We start from the raw sequence: 13,595 nt of genomic DNA, 5'->3' as shown, positions 1-13,595 counted from the left end.
GGCGCAGCCGCGCCCCGCGCGCGGCGCGCCCGCGACCCGCTCGGCGGCGGCGACGGCCGCGCCCCGGTGGCGGGTGGCGGCCAGGGTGAGGTCGTCGCGCAGGGTCTCGTCGCAGCCGATCAGGCCGAACCCGTCGCTGATCCGGGTCGCCGAGACGGCCAGCGCCCGGCAGAGATCGCCCGTGAGCCGCGCCCGATCGGCCGTGCCGGAGAAGCCCATCGAGGCCGAGAGATCGACCAGGACCCAGGTCTCGACCGCGGTCCGCGCCTCGAAGCGGCGGACATGCACGCCCTCGAACGGGTCGCGCAGCGTCGCGCGCAGGTCGATGCGGCGCGCGTCCGGCAGTTGCAGGAACGGCACCTGATCGCGGAACGGGCCGGCGCCGCCGGCGTCGCGCCCCCGGTGGAGGCCGGCCCGGCTGCCGCGCGGCCGCCAGCGCGGCAGGTAGACGATGTCGGCCGTGCGCGGGTCGCTCACGGCGCCGGCACCGTCTCGAACGCGGCCCGGCACAGGGCGGGCACGATCGCGCCGCGCTGCAGCTCGTGGACGGGCTCGAGGAAGACGCGGTGGGCCATCACCTCGGTGAAGACCGCCCGCACGTCCTCGGGCACCAGCCACTCGCGGCCCTCCAGCCACGCCCGCACCCGGGCGGCGCGCACCAGGAAGGCGACGCCGCGCGGGGAGGCGCCCCCCTGCACCAGGGTGGCGGTGTCGAGGCCCGGGAGCCGGATCCCGGCCTCCGCGGGGCGGACCAGCGCGTCCCAGAGGGCCACCACGTAGGCCTCGATCGACGGCTCCGCGCGGACGGCGTGCTGGATCGCGGCCGCGATGCCGCCGATCCGGGCGTGGTCGAGCACGCCCTCGGCGACCGCGCCGACGAGGGCGTCGGTGTCGTGGAAGCGCGGGTCGAAGACCAAGCTCCGGCGCACCGCCGCGTCCCGGGGCGCCTCCAGCCCGATCTCCATCAGGAAGCGGTCGCGGGCCGCGGCCGGCAGCTCGAAGGTCTCCTCGCGCTCGACGCGGTTGCGGTCGGCGAAGACCTGCAGGTTCGGGAACGCGTAGGTGCGGCCGAAGGCCTGGACGCTGCGCTCGGCCATCAGCCGGAGCAGCAGGGCGTGGACCTGCGGCCGCGCCCGGTTGATCTCGTTGAAGAAGAACACCGAGAGATCCTCGGCCCGGGCCAGGACCGGGCCGGGATCGACCCGCGGGCGGCCGTCCGGGCCGAGATAGGTGTGGTAGATCAGGTCGGTCGGCATCATGTCGACCGTGCCCTCGACGCGCTCGTAGGCCCCGCCCAGCGCCCGGGCCACCGCCCGCAGCAGGGTGGTCTTGCCGACGCCGACATCGCCCTCGAGCATCACGTGGCCGCGGGCGAAGATCGCGATCGTCACGAGGCGGATCGCCCGCTCCTGCCCGACCACTGCCTTGGCGACCTCCGCCTCGAAGCGGGCCGCCGCCGCCCGCCAGTCGGTGAGCATCGTGTCTCCGGAACGGAGGGTGTTCATATGGCGGTGCCTGCGCGTGTCGATGCGGCGTGCGCTGCCGAGCGTCGCTGCGGGCCGGCGCCGCGGCGCGGGCCGGCCCCAGGACGGTCGGATCGGTCGCGATCAGTTCGAAGAGATCTTGGCGACGTCGTACTCGAACTTGCCGGTCTTCTTGGCGTTCTCGATCCGCTTCCTGTTGCGTTCCTCCATCTGCTTGATGGATTCGGCCTGCTTGCTGACCTCCTTCGGGTCGTGCTTGGGATCGTACTTGGTCCCGGCGATCTTCTCGGGGAAGCCGGGCTTCGGCTGCCAGCAATTGCCCGGCGCCTTGCAGGTCTGGCCGTCGTAGGCCAGCGCCGGCACCGCGAAGGCCGCCCCCGCGATCAGCATCGCCGCCGTGATCACTGTGCGCATCGTAGATTCCTCCGTCTCTTCCTGGGGCGGCCGGTCGGGCCGCCGGTTCGCCCCGTCTTGCGCGGGGCGCGACTTGCCGAGAACGGCTAGTCCAGCGGCTTGCACTGGCCGGGCACGTCCTTGGCAAAGGTCTCGCCCTCCTTGAAGGGCTTGTAGGTCTTCTTCTGCTCGTCGGTGAGCCACTCGGCATCCTTCACCGGGCCCGTGTAGAGATGACGGATCCAGGCGATGACCTGCAGCATCTCGTCGGGATTGAGATCCTCGTTGTGCGGTCCCATCATGCCGTTGGCGCCGCCCCAGAGGGTCGCGAACAGGCCGACATCGGTCGTGTTCGCCGGGTAGGTCCAGTAATCGTCGTTGAGGCCGGGCCCGACCTTGCCCTCGCCGAGATGGCCGTGGCAGCCGGAGCACGAGGTCAGGAACAGGCTCTCGCCGTTCCGCAGGCAGGACTTGTCGTCGATGTAGAGGTTCTTGCCGGTCTGGAAGAAGGTCTTGACCGCCTGCGTGTCCCGCCCGCCCGGCTTGCCCTCGGCCGTGTCCATCGCCTCGCCGGTGATGGTGTTGCGGAAGACGATGCCGGTCTGCGGGCCGGCCTGGGGCTGCGCGCGGGCCGCGGCGGGCATCGCCACGGCGAGGGTGAGAAGGGCGACGCGGGCCGAACGTACGATGTGCATCTGTTGAGCGGGTCCTGATGTCCTGATCGATGGCCCGGACGCGCCGGGCCGGTCTCGGTGGGCCGGTCTCGGTGGGGTGGTCTCGGTGGGGCAGCCTCAGTTAGAGGCGACGACCGGCACACCGTCCTGCTTGAGGATCGCCGCGATGGCGGGCCGGGCCTTCTCGATCCCGGCGTCGAGGGCCTTGCGCAGGGCCTCGTCGTCCTTGCGCACGCCCATCGACTGGTCGAAGACCTGCGGGACCTTGCGGCCGTCGCTGCCGACCGTGTCGGCCGGGACCAGCGTCATGCGCAGGGGCGTCGGGGAATTCTTGACGTAGCGGGCCACGTCCGGGCCGAAGGCGACGCCGACATCGGCCTTGTCGTTGGCGACCTCGCTGACGATGCGGGCCGGGTCGATCTGGGTGTACTGGTTGCGCGGCGAGCGGAAGTTCACCAGCGAGTAGAGGTAGGCCATGTCCTCCTCGTAGCGGCCGATATCCTTGAGCATCGCCTCGCCGGGGGAGCCGAACGGCACCACCATGTGGTCGAGGGTCTTGAGCCGCGGGTCGGACCAGGACTTCACGTCGAGATCCTTGTCGGCGCGGGTGATGAAGACGTAGCCGCTCCGGTAGTACGGCCGGGTGGTCAGCACCCGCGGGTCGTCGCTGTCGAGGCCGACGACCACGTCGCAGGTCCGCTTCTCCAGGCCGTCGCGGACGAGGTAGATCGCGGGCTTCTCGAGCCAGACGAAGACGGGCTTCTTCCCCATCGCCTCGGCGACGGCGACCGCGACGCGGTTCTCGAGCCCGGAGCCGTCCTTCATCGAGAGGGGCGGCTGCTTCTCGGAGGCGCAGATCCGCAGGGTCGCGGGGTCGGCCGGCGGGGCGGCCGGGGCCTTGCCGGGATCCGACTGGATGGCCTGGGCCTCGGATTCCTGGGCCGCCACCGGCCCGGCGGCCAGGGTGGCGAGCGTCAGGACGGCGGCGAAGCGGGCCGCCAGGATGCGTGCGCGCGGGCGCGGCATGGACGTCTATCCCTGTTGTCGAAGCGTTTCTTGTGGCGTGTCCGGCGGGGCCGGAGGGGCCGGAGGGGCGGGGCATGGCGCCGCCCCGCCCGCTCGGATCCGTCCCGAGATCCCGCCGGCGCGCGGGGCGGCGGGGGGGGGGGGGGGGGGGGGGGGGGGGGGGCCGGCGCCCCCCCCCGCCCGCGGGGACCCCCCCCGAGCCCCCCCCGCCCGTCGGGCCGGCGGGAGGTCGTCAGGTGGGAGGTCGTCGGGCGGGCCTCGCTCGGAGGCCTGCCGCGCGGCCCTTACTTGGCGGCGTGCTGCGCGTACTCGCCGACGTTCGGGTCGTCGTACGGGCCCTTGCCGTCCAGCGAGAACACCATCACGCCGCCGCCCATCTGGGTGTAGTTGGCGAGCTTCTTGAAGGCGCCCACCGCGCCGAGACCGGCGGTCGGGTCGGCGAGGTCGAACACCAGGCCCACGCCCGGCCAGCCGCCGACGCCGTAGTAGATGGCGACGTACTGCGTGCCCTTGTGGGTGTAGGTGATCGGGTAGCCGATGGCGCCCGACGGGAGCTTGAACTTCCAGAGGAGGTCGCCGTTGTCGGAGTCGCGCGCCTTGATGAAGCCGTCCAGCGTCCCGTAGAGGACGAGGTCGCCGGCGGTGGCGGTGGTGCCGCCCCAGACCGCGAAGCGCTCCATCTTCTCCCAGTTGAACTTGCCGGTGATGGCGTTGTAGCTCTTGATCTGGCCGAGGCCCTCGTAGTTCTGCCGGTCACCCTTCGGGCCCGGATACATGTTCAGCGTCGCACCGACGAAGAACTGACCCGCCCGGTAGGGCAGCATGAAGGGTTCCCAATCCATGCAGATGTGGTTGATGCCCATGTAGAAGGCTTGCCGCTTCGGGTCGTAGGAATCGTGACCCTGGTTGTGGTAGCCCATCGCCGAGGGACAGATGTCCTTGGCGAGATGGTCCATCCGGGTGCCGTATTCCGGATCGCGCACCGGCGTGCCGGTCTTCAGGTCCACCGACTTGAACACGTTGACGGTGTCGTCGATCTTGTTGGCCGAGACCAGCGTGCCGTCCGTCCGGTCGAGGGTGTAGACGATGCCGTTGCGGTCCGGGTGGGTGAGGAGCTTCCTCATCTTCCCGTCCTTGTCCTTCTGGTCGGACAGCATCATCACGTTGACGCCGGCGTAGTCCCACTCGTCGTGGGGCGTCTTCTGGTAGCCGAACTTCGCCTCGCCGGTGTCGGCGTCGCGGCCGAAGATCGTCATCGTCCACTTGTTGTCGCCGGGACGCATGGTCTCGTTCCACGGCGCCGGGTTGCCGGTGCCGAAGTAGATCAGGTTGGTGCCCGGATCGTAGGCGTACCAGCCCCAGTTGGTACCGCCGCCGATCTTCCAGGCGTCGCCCTCCCAGGTCGAGGTGCCGAGGCCCTTCTGGCCGTAATGGGCGTTGTGGATGTTGAAGTCCTTGGCGAGCAGCAGGTCCTCGTCCGGGCCGGTGGCGTAGGCGCGCCAGACCTGCGCGCCGGTCTTGACGTCGTAGGCGGTGAGGTAGCCGCGCACGCCGAGCTCGGCGCCCGAGGAGCCGATGATCACCTTGTCCTTCACCACGTAGGGGGCGATCGTGAGGGTCGAGCCGACCTTGATGTCGGAGTTCTCGACCTTCCACACCGTCTCGCCGGTCTGGGCGTTGAGGGCGGCGACGTTGCCGTCGAGCTGGGTCTTGAGGATCAGCGCAGGGGTCTTGCCGTCGCCGGGCCAGTAGGCGAGGCCGCGGTTCACGAGATCGCAGCAGGCCACCGAGCGCGCGGCCGGGTTCTGCTTGGGCTTATCCTGCCAGAGGATCTTGCCCGGATCGTCGAGGCCGAGGGCGAAGGTGTTGTTGGGAAACGAGGTGTGGATGTACATGACGCCGTCGACGACGAGCGGCGCGCCCTCGTGGCCGTTGAGCAGGCCGGTGGAGAACGTCCAGGACGGCTTGAGCTGCTTGACGTTGCTCTTGTTGATCTGCGTCAGGTCGCTGTAATTGTTCGAGTCGTAGTTCTTACCGGGCATCACCCAGTTCTCGTCGCTCTTCGATTTCTCGACGAGCTTGTCGTTGGCCTGCGCCACGCCCGCCATGGCGACCGGCGCGAGCGCCATGATCGCCAATGCCGAGACGGAATTCCGGAGCCTGATCATCCTGCGTCTCCTCGCCGGACTGCCACGCCGTTTGGCCTCGCAGTCATCGTGGTGTCGATTCGATGGCGACACGACTTTCACCGACAAATCCGCCTCCAGCGTCGCGATAACCGGCCTATTTCCAGTATTCGCTGAGCTTATGAAAGACTTATTATCGTTGTGCGCCACTTGATTATTCGCACGGCTTGTAATGCGTGTCTTTGCAAAACGAAACATTTCTTTTCGGGACGATTTGGCAACAGAACACCGGAGATCTGGTAAGATCACGGAGACCTTGACCGAGAGCCGGCCGCCATCCCAGACAGGTGGGCCAGACAGGTGGAAACGATACGCGGGCGTGCGGGCCCGGAGCCGTCCGCCGACCCGTCCCGGGAGGACGCCATGGGTCATGTCACGGGCTGCGCGGCCCGCTCTCCGGCGCTGGCCGCCTGCTGGGCGGCTCTCGCCCTGGCGCCCGCGGTCCTGGCACCCGCGACCTTGGCGCCTGCGGCCCTGGCGGCCGGGACCGGCGGGGAACGCCGTCTCGCGGCGCTGTACCAGCAGGACGGGCGGCGCGAGCTGACGGGGGCCGACCTGGAGCGCTTTCCCGGCGCGGGCGTCCTGTGGTGCCGGCGCCCGGACGGGATTCCCCAGAAGGCCGCCGCCGCGTGGCTGATCGGGAGCCGGTCCCTCGTGCTGATGAACGCGCACAATTTCCGCAATCGACAACTGGAGGTTACTCGAACCGTGGCCGACTGCTACTTTCAGATAGCAGGCCGGAACTACGCCTTCGTGCCCGAGATCCTGGAACTCGGCGTCGAGCCCGAGGCGCGGCGCCTGCACATCACCGACGACTGGGCGCTGCTGCGCCTCGCCGAGCCCGCCGAGGCGCGGCCGCAGCCGATCCCGGACCCGCCCACCCTTCCGACCGGCGACCTGACGCTCCCGGTGACGATGGTCTCACCGGCCGGGCACGAGAACTACCGGGGGCAGAGCAGCCGGGAATCCTGCGCCGTCCGGCGGATCGATCCGCCGAGCGAGGGCGCGATCCGCCGCGCCCGCCACGATTGCAACGACGGCTACGGCGGATCGGGCTCGGGCCTGTTCGACGCGGAGGGCCATCTCATCGCGATGCAGAGCGCGTCGCTCTCGATGAACCAGCGCCACGCCTTCGACATCGAGTTCCACTACGGCTCGGCCCTCCTGATCGAGGGCCGGCTCCACGAGGCCCTCGAGGCTCAGGCCCGCGCGACCCGGGACCGCTAGGGAAGGCCGCCCCCGGGCGTCCGCGGCGCCTCCCGGGAATCCGGTAAGCTCCCGGTAAGCAAGGCGGCGGTTTCCGCCCCGGCGCCGGGGGAAGCCCTCGACGGCGCCGCGGCGGCAAGCCAAAACTTAACGTTGAACCTCGAATCTGGTCCCGCGAGGGAGCCGGTATGCCCGCTGTCGGAACGTTCAGGGTCTGCGCGCCGGGACGGCCGCCGTTCGCGGCGGCCGTGGCAGAGGGCGTGGCCGAGGCGGTCGCGCTGCCATCCGTGCTCGTCACGATGCTGGGCAGCCTGATCGAGGCCTGGCCCCGGCAGATCTACACACAACCCCTGGTGACAACCCGCTTCCTCGGCCAGCGGACCACCTACGTCTGCGATCCCGGTCACATCCGCGGCCTGATGGTCGACCAGGCCGAGGCGCTGGAGCGGGAGCCGTTCATGCTCCGGGCGCTGGCCCCGGCCCTCGGCGCGGGGGTCCTCACCGCGGACGGGACCCACTGGCGGCGTCAGCGCAGGACCGCGACCCCGATGTTCCGCCCGGACCGGGTCCGGAGCTTCGTGCCGGCCATGGCCCGGGCCGCCGCGGCGACGCGGGTGCGCTGGCGCGACGCCGATCCCGCCGGGAGCGAGCGGGACATCCTGCGCGAGATGATGCGCACGACGTTCGACGTCATCATCGCCACGATGGTGTCGGGCGATCCCCACCTGGAGGTCGGGCCCTTCGGGGCCGCGATGGACGCCTATCTCGGCCAGACCAGCTGGAAGATCGCCCTGGAGATGCTGCGGGCGCCGGCCTGGGTCCCGCATCCGGGGTCCCGGGCCGGGGCGGAGGCGGTGCGCTACCTGCGCGGCGAGGTCGCCCGCACGATCGCGCGCCGCCGGGCCCGCGGCGAGCCCGGCTCCGACCTCCTCGGCCTCCTGCTGCAGGCGCGGGACCCGGAGACCGGCGCGCCGCTCACCGAGGCGAGCCTCGTCGACAACCTGCTGACCTTCGTGTCCGCCGGCCACGAGACCACCGCCCTGGCGCTGGCCTGGACCTTCCGGATCCTGGCCGAGCACCCGGAGGTGGAGGGGCGCGTCGTCGCCGAGATGGCGCGCCTCGGCGCCGATCCCGACTCCGATCCCGATTTCGTGGACCGGCTCCCCTACACCCGCCAGGTGATCCTCGAGGTGATGCGCCTCTATCCGCCGGCCCCGCTGATCGTGCGGCGGACGCGGGCCCCGGTCCGGCTCGGGGACACGGTCGTGCCGGCCGGGCAGTCGGTCCACGTGCCGGTCTACGCCCTGCACCGGCACGCGCTGCTCTGGGACAGGCCGGAGGCGTTCGACCCGGGCCGCTTCGCGCCGGAGCGGGCCGCCGCGCGCGACCGCTACGCCTACCTGCCGTTCGGCGCCGGCCCGCGGGTCTGCATCGGCATGGGCCTCGCCCTGACCGAGTGCCTCGTCGTCCTGGCGACGCTGCTGCCCGCCTTCCGCCTCCGGCCGGTGACGGCCGAGATGCCGGCGGCGCAGTTCCGCGTGACCCTGCGGCCCAGGGGCGGCCTGACCATGAGGGTCGCGCCCCGCCACGGGGCCGGGCAGGGGGCCGAGCAAGGGGCCGGGCAGGGGGCGGCCCATGCCGCTTGAGATGCCGCCTGAGGTGTCGCTCGAGGTGTCGCCCGAGACGCCGCCCGAGATCTCCGCGGGCGCGACCGGGCCGGGCGCGCGGCGGGGGACTTGGCCGGACCGCCGGCCGGGATCGCTGCTCGTCCGCCTCTTCGGTCCCGACGCCGACGAGGCGCTGCCGAGCCGCTACCGCCTGCAGGTGCGCGCGGGGCTCCTCGACGAGACGCTGAAGCTCGCCACCTACTCGGCGGTGACGCACCTGATCATCGCGCTGGCCGTCGCGTACTTCTTCTGGGGTTCGGCCTCGCACACCTACCTCCTCGGCCTGCTCGCCGTGGTCGCGGTGCTGATCACGGCGGCGACCTACGCGACCTGGCTCTACTGGCGCACCCACGGCGACACCGCCTCGGCGCACACCGTCCGGTGGGGCTGCCGGATCTCCGCCGGCCTCGCCTTCGCTCTGGGCCTCGCCTGGGCGACCCTGCCGGTCGTGCTGTTCGCCCCCTCCGGCGGCGACGCGCGGCTGCTCGTCGTCGCCATCGTGGCCGGCCTGATCTCGGACGCCTACGTGGTCGGCCCGCTCCTGTCGGTCTCGTACCTGTTCGCGGTCCCGGTCATCGTCGGCAGCTTCGTCGGGCTGGCCCGGTCCGGGGAGCCGGTCGCGCTCAGCATCGGCTTCCTGCTCGCCGTCTACGCGATCTTCGTGGTGACGAGCGTGAGCCGCATGAGCCGCCTGTCGCGCCAGCGCATCCTCGACCGCGTGCGGGTCGAGGACCAGAGCGAGACGATCGGGCTGCTGCTCAATGCCTTCGAGGCGAATGCCAGCGACTGGCTTTGGGAGACGGACGGGACCGGACGGTTCCAGCACGTCTCCACCCGGATGGCGGACGTGCTGGCCTGCCCGGTGCAGAGGCTCCAGCACGCCTCGTTCCCGGCGCTGCTCGCCGGCCGGGCGGAGGCGCCCCCCGAGGCCGATCAGAGCGCCGACCTCGTGGACCGGCTGCGGCGGGGCGTCGCCTTCCACCAGCACCTGATCGCCGTCGACACGCCGGCCGGCCGGCGCTGGCTCCGGCTGAGCGGCAAGCCGTTCCTCGACCAGAAGGGGCGCTTCGCGGGGTTCCGGGGCGTCGGCTCCGACGTGACCGAGGCCCGCCGGGCGGAAGCGCACATCGCCTATCTGGCCACCCGGGACCCGATGACCGGCCTGTCGAACCGGGTCATGTTCCACGACGTCGCGTCCGAGGCCTGCGCGGCCGCCGCGCAGAACGCGCCGCAGCACGCGCCGCAGAACGCGCAACCGGCCCCGGACGCGACGGTCAGCCTGCTCTACCTCGACCTCGACGGCTTCAAGACCGTCAACGACAGCATCGGCCACGCCGCGGGCGACGCCCTGCTGGGGCAGGTCGCCGATCGCCTGCGCGCCCTGCTCCCGGCCGACGCGCAGGCGTTCCGTCTCGGGGGCGACGAGTTCGCGATCCTGCAGCGCGGCCGGGACGGCGCGGCCGCGCAGGCCCTGGCCGAGGCCACGATCGCGACCCTGCGCGAGCCCTACCTCATCGACGGCGTCCGGGCGGAGATCGGCGTCAGCGTCGGGATCGCCTGCGCCCCCGCGGACGCGACCGAGCCCGAGGACCTGCTCCGGAAGGCGGATCTCGCGCTCTACAGCGCCAAGCAGGGCGGCAAGGGGCGCTGGCGGGGCTTCGACCGCGACCTGGACGTGCGCGTCCAGCGCCGGCACGAACTCGACGAGGCGATGCGCCAGGCCCTCGCCGACGGCGAGATGGCGCTGCACTACCAGCCGCTGGTCGGCCTGCAGGACGGCCAGGTGGTCGGCTGCGAGGCGCTGCTCCGCTGGACCCGGCCCGGTCTCGGCCCCGTCTCACCCGCCGAGGTGATCCCGATCGCCGAGGGAACGGGCTTCATCCTCACGATCGGGCGCTGGGCGCTGCGGCGGGCCTGCGCGGAGGCGCTGACCTGGCCGGCGCGCCTGCGCGTCGCCGTGAACATCTCGTCGGTCCATTTCCGCCGGCCCGACTTCTTCGCCGACGTCGCGGCGGTGCTGGTCGAGACCGGCCTCGCGCCGGACCGCCTGGAGATCGAGATCACCGAGTCGATCTTCCTGGCCAACACGCCGCACGTGCTGGACAATCTCCGCTCCCTGCGGGCGCTCGGGGTGCGGATCGCCCTGGACGATTTCGGGACGGGCTACTCCTCGCTGAGCTACCTGACGCAGTTCCCGGTCGACAAGATCAAGATCGACCGCGCCTTCGTGCGCGACTTGAGCGGCCGCCCCGAATGCCTGACGGTGATCGAGGCGATCATGGTCATCGCCCGCGACCTGCGCATCGACGTCACCGTGGAGGGCGTCGAGACCGAGCAGCAGGCCGAGCTGCTCCGGCTGCGGCGCTGCAACAGCGCGCAGGGCTTCCTGTACAGCCCGGCCCGGCCGCCCGAGGAGATCCCGGGCCTGATCGAGAGCCTGCCCCGGCGGGCGCTCCCGACCGAGCGGGCGGTCCGCGCGGTCGCCTGAGGGCGAGCGAGCCCGGATCCGGGTTGCCACGCGGGCCGGAACGGCTCTAGCGGGAGACGACCACGCGGAACCGGGACACAGGCGCGCCATGCCCAAGGTCGTCATCAGCGAGTTCATGGACGAGGCCGCGATCGCGGCCGAGCTCGCCGGCCTCGACGTGCAGTACGATCCGGGTCTCGTCGACCGGCCCGGAGACCTCGCCGCCGCCGTGGCGGAGGCCGACGCCCTGATCGTGCGCAACCGGACCCAGGTCCGCGGCCCCCTGCTCGACGCCGCCCGCGATCTCAAAGTCGTCGGACGCCTCGGCGTCGGCCTCGACAACATCGACGTCCCGGCCTGCCGGGATCGGGGCATCGCGGTCTACCCGGCGACCGGCGCCAACGACGGCGCGGTCGCCGAGTACGTGGTCGCCACCGCGATGCTGCTCCTGCGCGGCGCCTATGGGGCCACGGCCCGCGTGGCGGCCGGGACGTGGCCGCGCAACGCCCTGATGGGCCGCGAGATCGCCGGCCAGCGCCTCGGCCTCGTCGGCTTCGGGTCGATCGCCCGCGAGACCGCCCGGAGGGCGGCAGCCCTCGGCATGGCAATCGCCGCCCACGACCCCTTCGTGGCCGCGGACGACCCGGCCTGGAACCCGGCCTACGGCCCCGTGCGGCCCCTGGCGCTCGACGCGCTGATCGCGCAGAGCGACGTGCTCTCGCTGCACGTGCCGCTCACCGATCGGACCCGCGGCCTGATCGACGCCGCGGCGCTGGCGCGGATGCCGAAGGGCGCGATCCTGATCAACGCGGCGAGGGGCGGGGTGGTGGACGAGGCCGCCGTGGCGCAAGCCCTGCGGTCCGGGCATCTCGGCGGCGCGGCGCTCGACGTGTTCGACCGCGAGCCCCTCGACGCGGCGGCGGGCGCCGTCTTCGCGGACGTGCCGAACCTGATCCTCACGCCGCACATCGCCGGGGTGACGCAGGAATCGAACGTGCGCGTCTCCGCCGTCACGGCCCAGGCCGTCCGCCGCCACCTCAAGGGGGACTGAACCGGGAGGGGCCCCGCGGCCCGCACGGGCCGAAGCCGCGGCCTCGCTCTCCGGGAACGGCGCGCGGCCGCGCAACCTGCGCGCCGCGCGGGTCGCCTTCGACAGGCTCGACCGGGGGTTCAGCGCAGGGCGAGCACCTGGGCGGCGTGCGAGGCGACGGCCTGCACGGCCGGGAGATCGTAGGCGTAGACGCGGCCGGCCAGGATCGCGAGCGCCAGCGTCCAGAACACCGCACCGCCGACGCGCCGCGCCGTGCGATCGCCGGTCGAGGTGGCCGGGCAGGCGCCGGCGACGCCGTCGGCGACGGGCTCGCCGAACGGATCGAAGGCCGGCGACTGGTTTTCAGAGGCGCTGCGCATGGTGCCGAATGTCGCCCTCGGCAGGCCCGTTCGCAATGGACACGTCTTTCGAATTTCGCTGCGCGGGGAGATGCTTGTTCTCCATTCGATCCCCGCGACAGGCAGGTTCTTCTCAGAGGGCCGGTTCGACCGCCGAGCGTCCGATATCTTCTTCCCGGCGGGGGCCGGTACCGGCCGCTCCCGGGGCGGCGGGCGTGTGGTAGGCCATGCCCTCGCGGCGCCCCCGCAGGGGCTCGCGGCTGACCTCGCGCCACGCCTCGGCCGGCGCCCCCGCGGCCCGCCGCGCGGCCTCCGAGACCAGGATCGGGACGCCGTGGAGCTTGGTCGCCTGCTCGAGGCGGGCGGCGACGTTGACGGCGTCGCCCAGCACGGTGAACTCGTAGCGCGCCGCCTCGCCGATGATCCCGCAGAACACCTCGCCGTAATGGACGCCGACACCGATGCGCACGGCCTGCGCGGGTCCGGCCCTGTCGGTCCAGCGGGCGATCACCGCGACGAGGTCCCGCGCGAAGGCGAGCGCGCGGGCGGCGTCGTCGGGCCGGGGCTCGGGCAGACCGAACACCACCAGGGCGCCGTCGCCGATGAACTTGTCGACCACGCCGCCCCGCAGGCGGGCGAGGCGCGTCACCCGCCGCCGGAAGGCGGACAGGAACTCGGAGAGCCGGTGCGGATCCAGGCTCTCGGCCAGGGTGGTCGAGCCGCGCATGTCGACGAACACGATGGCGGCGTGCTGCCGGCGGCCGGCCTTCAGGCTGCCGTCGCCGTCGGCGAGCCGCAGGACCAGCTCCTGCGGCAGGAACCGCGACAGCCGGTTGCGCCGGGTCGCCTCCCGCAGGGCCGACACGGCGAACAGCACGAACAGCACCGCCAGGGCCCCGACCATGACCCAGATGGCCAGGGCGATCCGCGACACCGCCGCCTGCCGCCGCTCCATCCGCCGCGCCTCGTGCGCCTCCATGCGGCGCACCCGGTCGCGGATCGCGTCCATCACCTGCTTGCCGCGCCCGTCCGCCACCGAGGCGCGGGCCGCCGCGCCCGCGCCCCCCCGCCGGGGGGGGACGGTGCGGGGGGGGGCGTCCGGC

General features: G+C 72.3%; 12 protein-coding genes. 4 read left to right on the top strand and 8 right to left on the bottom strand.

Going from position 1 to position 13,595, the window contains the following annotated elements; genetic code table 11:
* The 6 genes from ACLBYE_RS26220 to ACLBYE_RS26195 form a co-directional block, all read right to left on the bottom strand.
* A partial coding sequence (locus tag ACLBYE_RS26220; RefSeq protein WP_447696406.1) for a DUF58 domain-containing protein occupies positions 1-477 on the bottom strand: 477 nt, incomplete at its 3' end.
* Entirely contained in the window at positions 474-1,505 is a 1,032-nt protein-coding gene (locus ACLBYE_RS26215; protein WP_091683313.1) for an AAA family ATPase, read from the bottom strand. The genes ACLBYE_RS26215 and ACLBYE_RS26220, both read right to left, overlap by 4 nt.
* Before the next feature lie 102 nt (positions 1,506-1,607).
* A complete protein-coding gene (locus ACLBYE_RS26210; protein WP_100253600.1) occupies positions 1,608-1,898 on the bottom strand; it encodes a methanol dehydrogenase [cytochrome c] subunit in 291 nt (96 codons plus the stop codon).
* Positions 1,899-1,984: 86 nt separating this feature from the next.
* Complete coding sequence (moxG, locus tag ACLBYE_RS26205; protein ID WP_447696405.1) at positions 1,985-2,572, bottom strand: cytochrome c(L), periplasmic; 588 nt, start codon at positions 2,570-2,572, stop codon at positions 1,985-1,987.
* 96 nt (positions 2,573-2,668) lie between these two features.
* Positions 2,669-3,577 carry a methanol oxidation system protein MoxJ gene (gene moxJ, locus ACLBYE_RS26200; RefSeq protein WP_447696404.1) on the bottom strand — a complete coding sequence of 303 codons (909 nt, stop codon included), beginning with the start codon at positions 3,575-3,577 and terminating at the stop codon, positions 2,669-2,671.
* 284 nt (positions 3,578-3,861) lie between these two features.
* Positions 3,862-5,745: a methanol/ethanol family PQQ-dependent dehydrogenase gene (locus ACLBYE_RS26195; protein ID WP_026605374.1), complete on the bottom strand. Its 1,884-nt coding sequence runs from the start codon at positions 5,743-5,745 to the stop codon at positions 3,862-3,864.
* Positions 5,746-6,126: 381 nt separating this feature from the next.
* Between ACLBYE_RS26195 and ACLBYE_RS26190 the strand changes: the two genes are divergently transcribed.
* The 4 genes from ACLBYE_RS26190 (at position 6,127) to ACLBYE_RS26175 (ending at position 12,154) form a co-directional block, all read left to right on the top strand.
* Positions 6,127-6,990: a trypsin-like serine peptidase gene (locus ACLBYE_RS26190; protein WP_447696403.1), complete on the top strand. Its 864-nt coding sequence runs from the start codon at positions 6,127-6,129 to the stop codon at positions 6,988-6,990.
* Between the two features lie 167 nt (positions 6,991-7,157).
* Entirely contained in the window at positions 7,158-8,615 is a 1,458-nt protein-coding gene (locus tag ACLBYE_RS26185) for a cytochrome P450 (RefSeq protein WP_447696402.1), read from the top strand.
* A complete protein-coding gene (locus tag ACLBYE_RS26180) occupies positions 8,605-11,124 on the top strand; it encodes a putative bifunctional diguanylate cyclase/phosphodiesterase (RefSeq protein ID WP_447696401.1) in 2,520 nt (839 codons plus the stop codon). Before ACLBYE_RS26185 ends, ACLBYE_RS26180 begins: the two co-directional genes overlap by 11 nt.
* Positions 11,125-11,212: 88 nt before the next feature.
* Entirely contained in the window at positions 11,213-12,154 is a 942-nt protein-coding gene (locus ACLBYE_RS26175) for an NAD(P)-dependent oxidoreductase (protein WP_447696400.1), read from the top strand.
* Positions 12,155-12,273: 119 nt separating this feature from the next.
* On the opposite strand, the gene ACLBYE_RS26170 is transcribed toward ACLBYE_RS26175, so the two are convergent.
* Both ACLBYE_RS26170 and ACLBYE_RS26165 read right to left on the bottom strand, forming a co-directional pair.
* On the bottom strand, positions 12,274-12,513 hold the full coding sequence (locus ACLBYE_RS26170; protein ID WP_020096021.1) for a hypothetical protein: 240 nt from the start codon (positions 12,511-12,513) through the stop codon (positions 12,274-12,276).
* A 112-nt stretch (positions 12,514-12,625) separates the two neighbouring features.
* The coding region (locus tag ACLBYE_RS26165) for an adenylate/guanylate cyclase domain-containing protein (protein ID WP_447696399.1) at positions 12,626-13,595 on the bottom strand (970 nt) is incomplete at its 5' end.

Source organism: Methylobacterium sp. A52T (genome assembly GCF_053346095.1).
This window is presented reverse-complemented; position numbering and strand designations above follow the sequence as displayed.

Excerpts from the sequence above, each read along its gene's own strand:
- ACLBYE_RS26215 (WP_091683313.1), bottom strand. The coding sequence starts at position 1,505 with ATGAACACCCTCCGTTCCGGAGACACGATGCTCACCGACTGGCGGGCG.
- ACLBYE_RS26210 (WP_100253600.1), bottom strand. The coding sequence starts at position 1,898 with ATGCGCACAGTGATCACGGCGGCGATGCTGATCGCGGGGGCGGCCTTC.
- moxG (WP_447696405.1), bottom strand. The coding sequence starts at position 2,572 with ATGCACATCGTACGTTCGGCCCGCGTCGCCCTTCTCACCCTCGCCGTG.
- moxJ (WP_447696404.1), bottom strand. The coding sequence starts at position 3,577 with ATGCCGCGCCCGCGCGCACGCATCCTGGCGGCCCGCTTCGCCGCCGTC.
- ACLBYE_RS26195 (WP_026605374.1), bottom strand. The coding sequence starts at position 5,745 with ATGATCAGGCTCCGGAATTCCGTCTCGGCATTGGCGATCATGGCGCTC.
- ACLBYE_RS26190 (WP_447696403.1), top strand. The coding sequence starts at position 6,127 with ATGGGTCATGTCACGGGCTGCGCGGCCCGCTCTCCGGCGCTGGCCGCC.
- ACLBYE_RS26185 (WP_447696402.1), top strand. The coding sequence starts at position 7,158 with ATGCCCGCTGTCGGAACGTTCAGGGTCTGCGCGCCGGGACGGCCGCCG.
- ACLBYE_RS26180 (WP_447696401.1), top strand. The coding sequence starts at position 8,605 with ATGCCGCTTGAGATGCCGCCTGAGGTGTCGCTCGAGGTGTCGCCCGAG.
- ACLBYE_RS26175 (WP_447696400.1), top strand. The coding sequence starts at position 11,213 with ATGCCCAAGGTCGTCATCAGCGAGTTCATGGACGAGGCCGCGATCGCG.
- ACLBYE_RS26170 (WP_020096021.1), bottom strand. The coding sequence starts at position 12,513 with ATGCGCAGCGCCTCTGAAAACCAGTCGCCGGCCTTCGATCCGTTCGGC.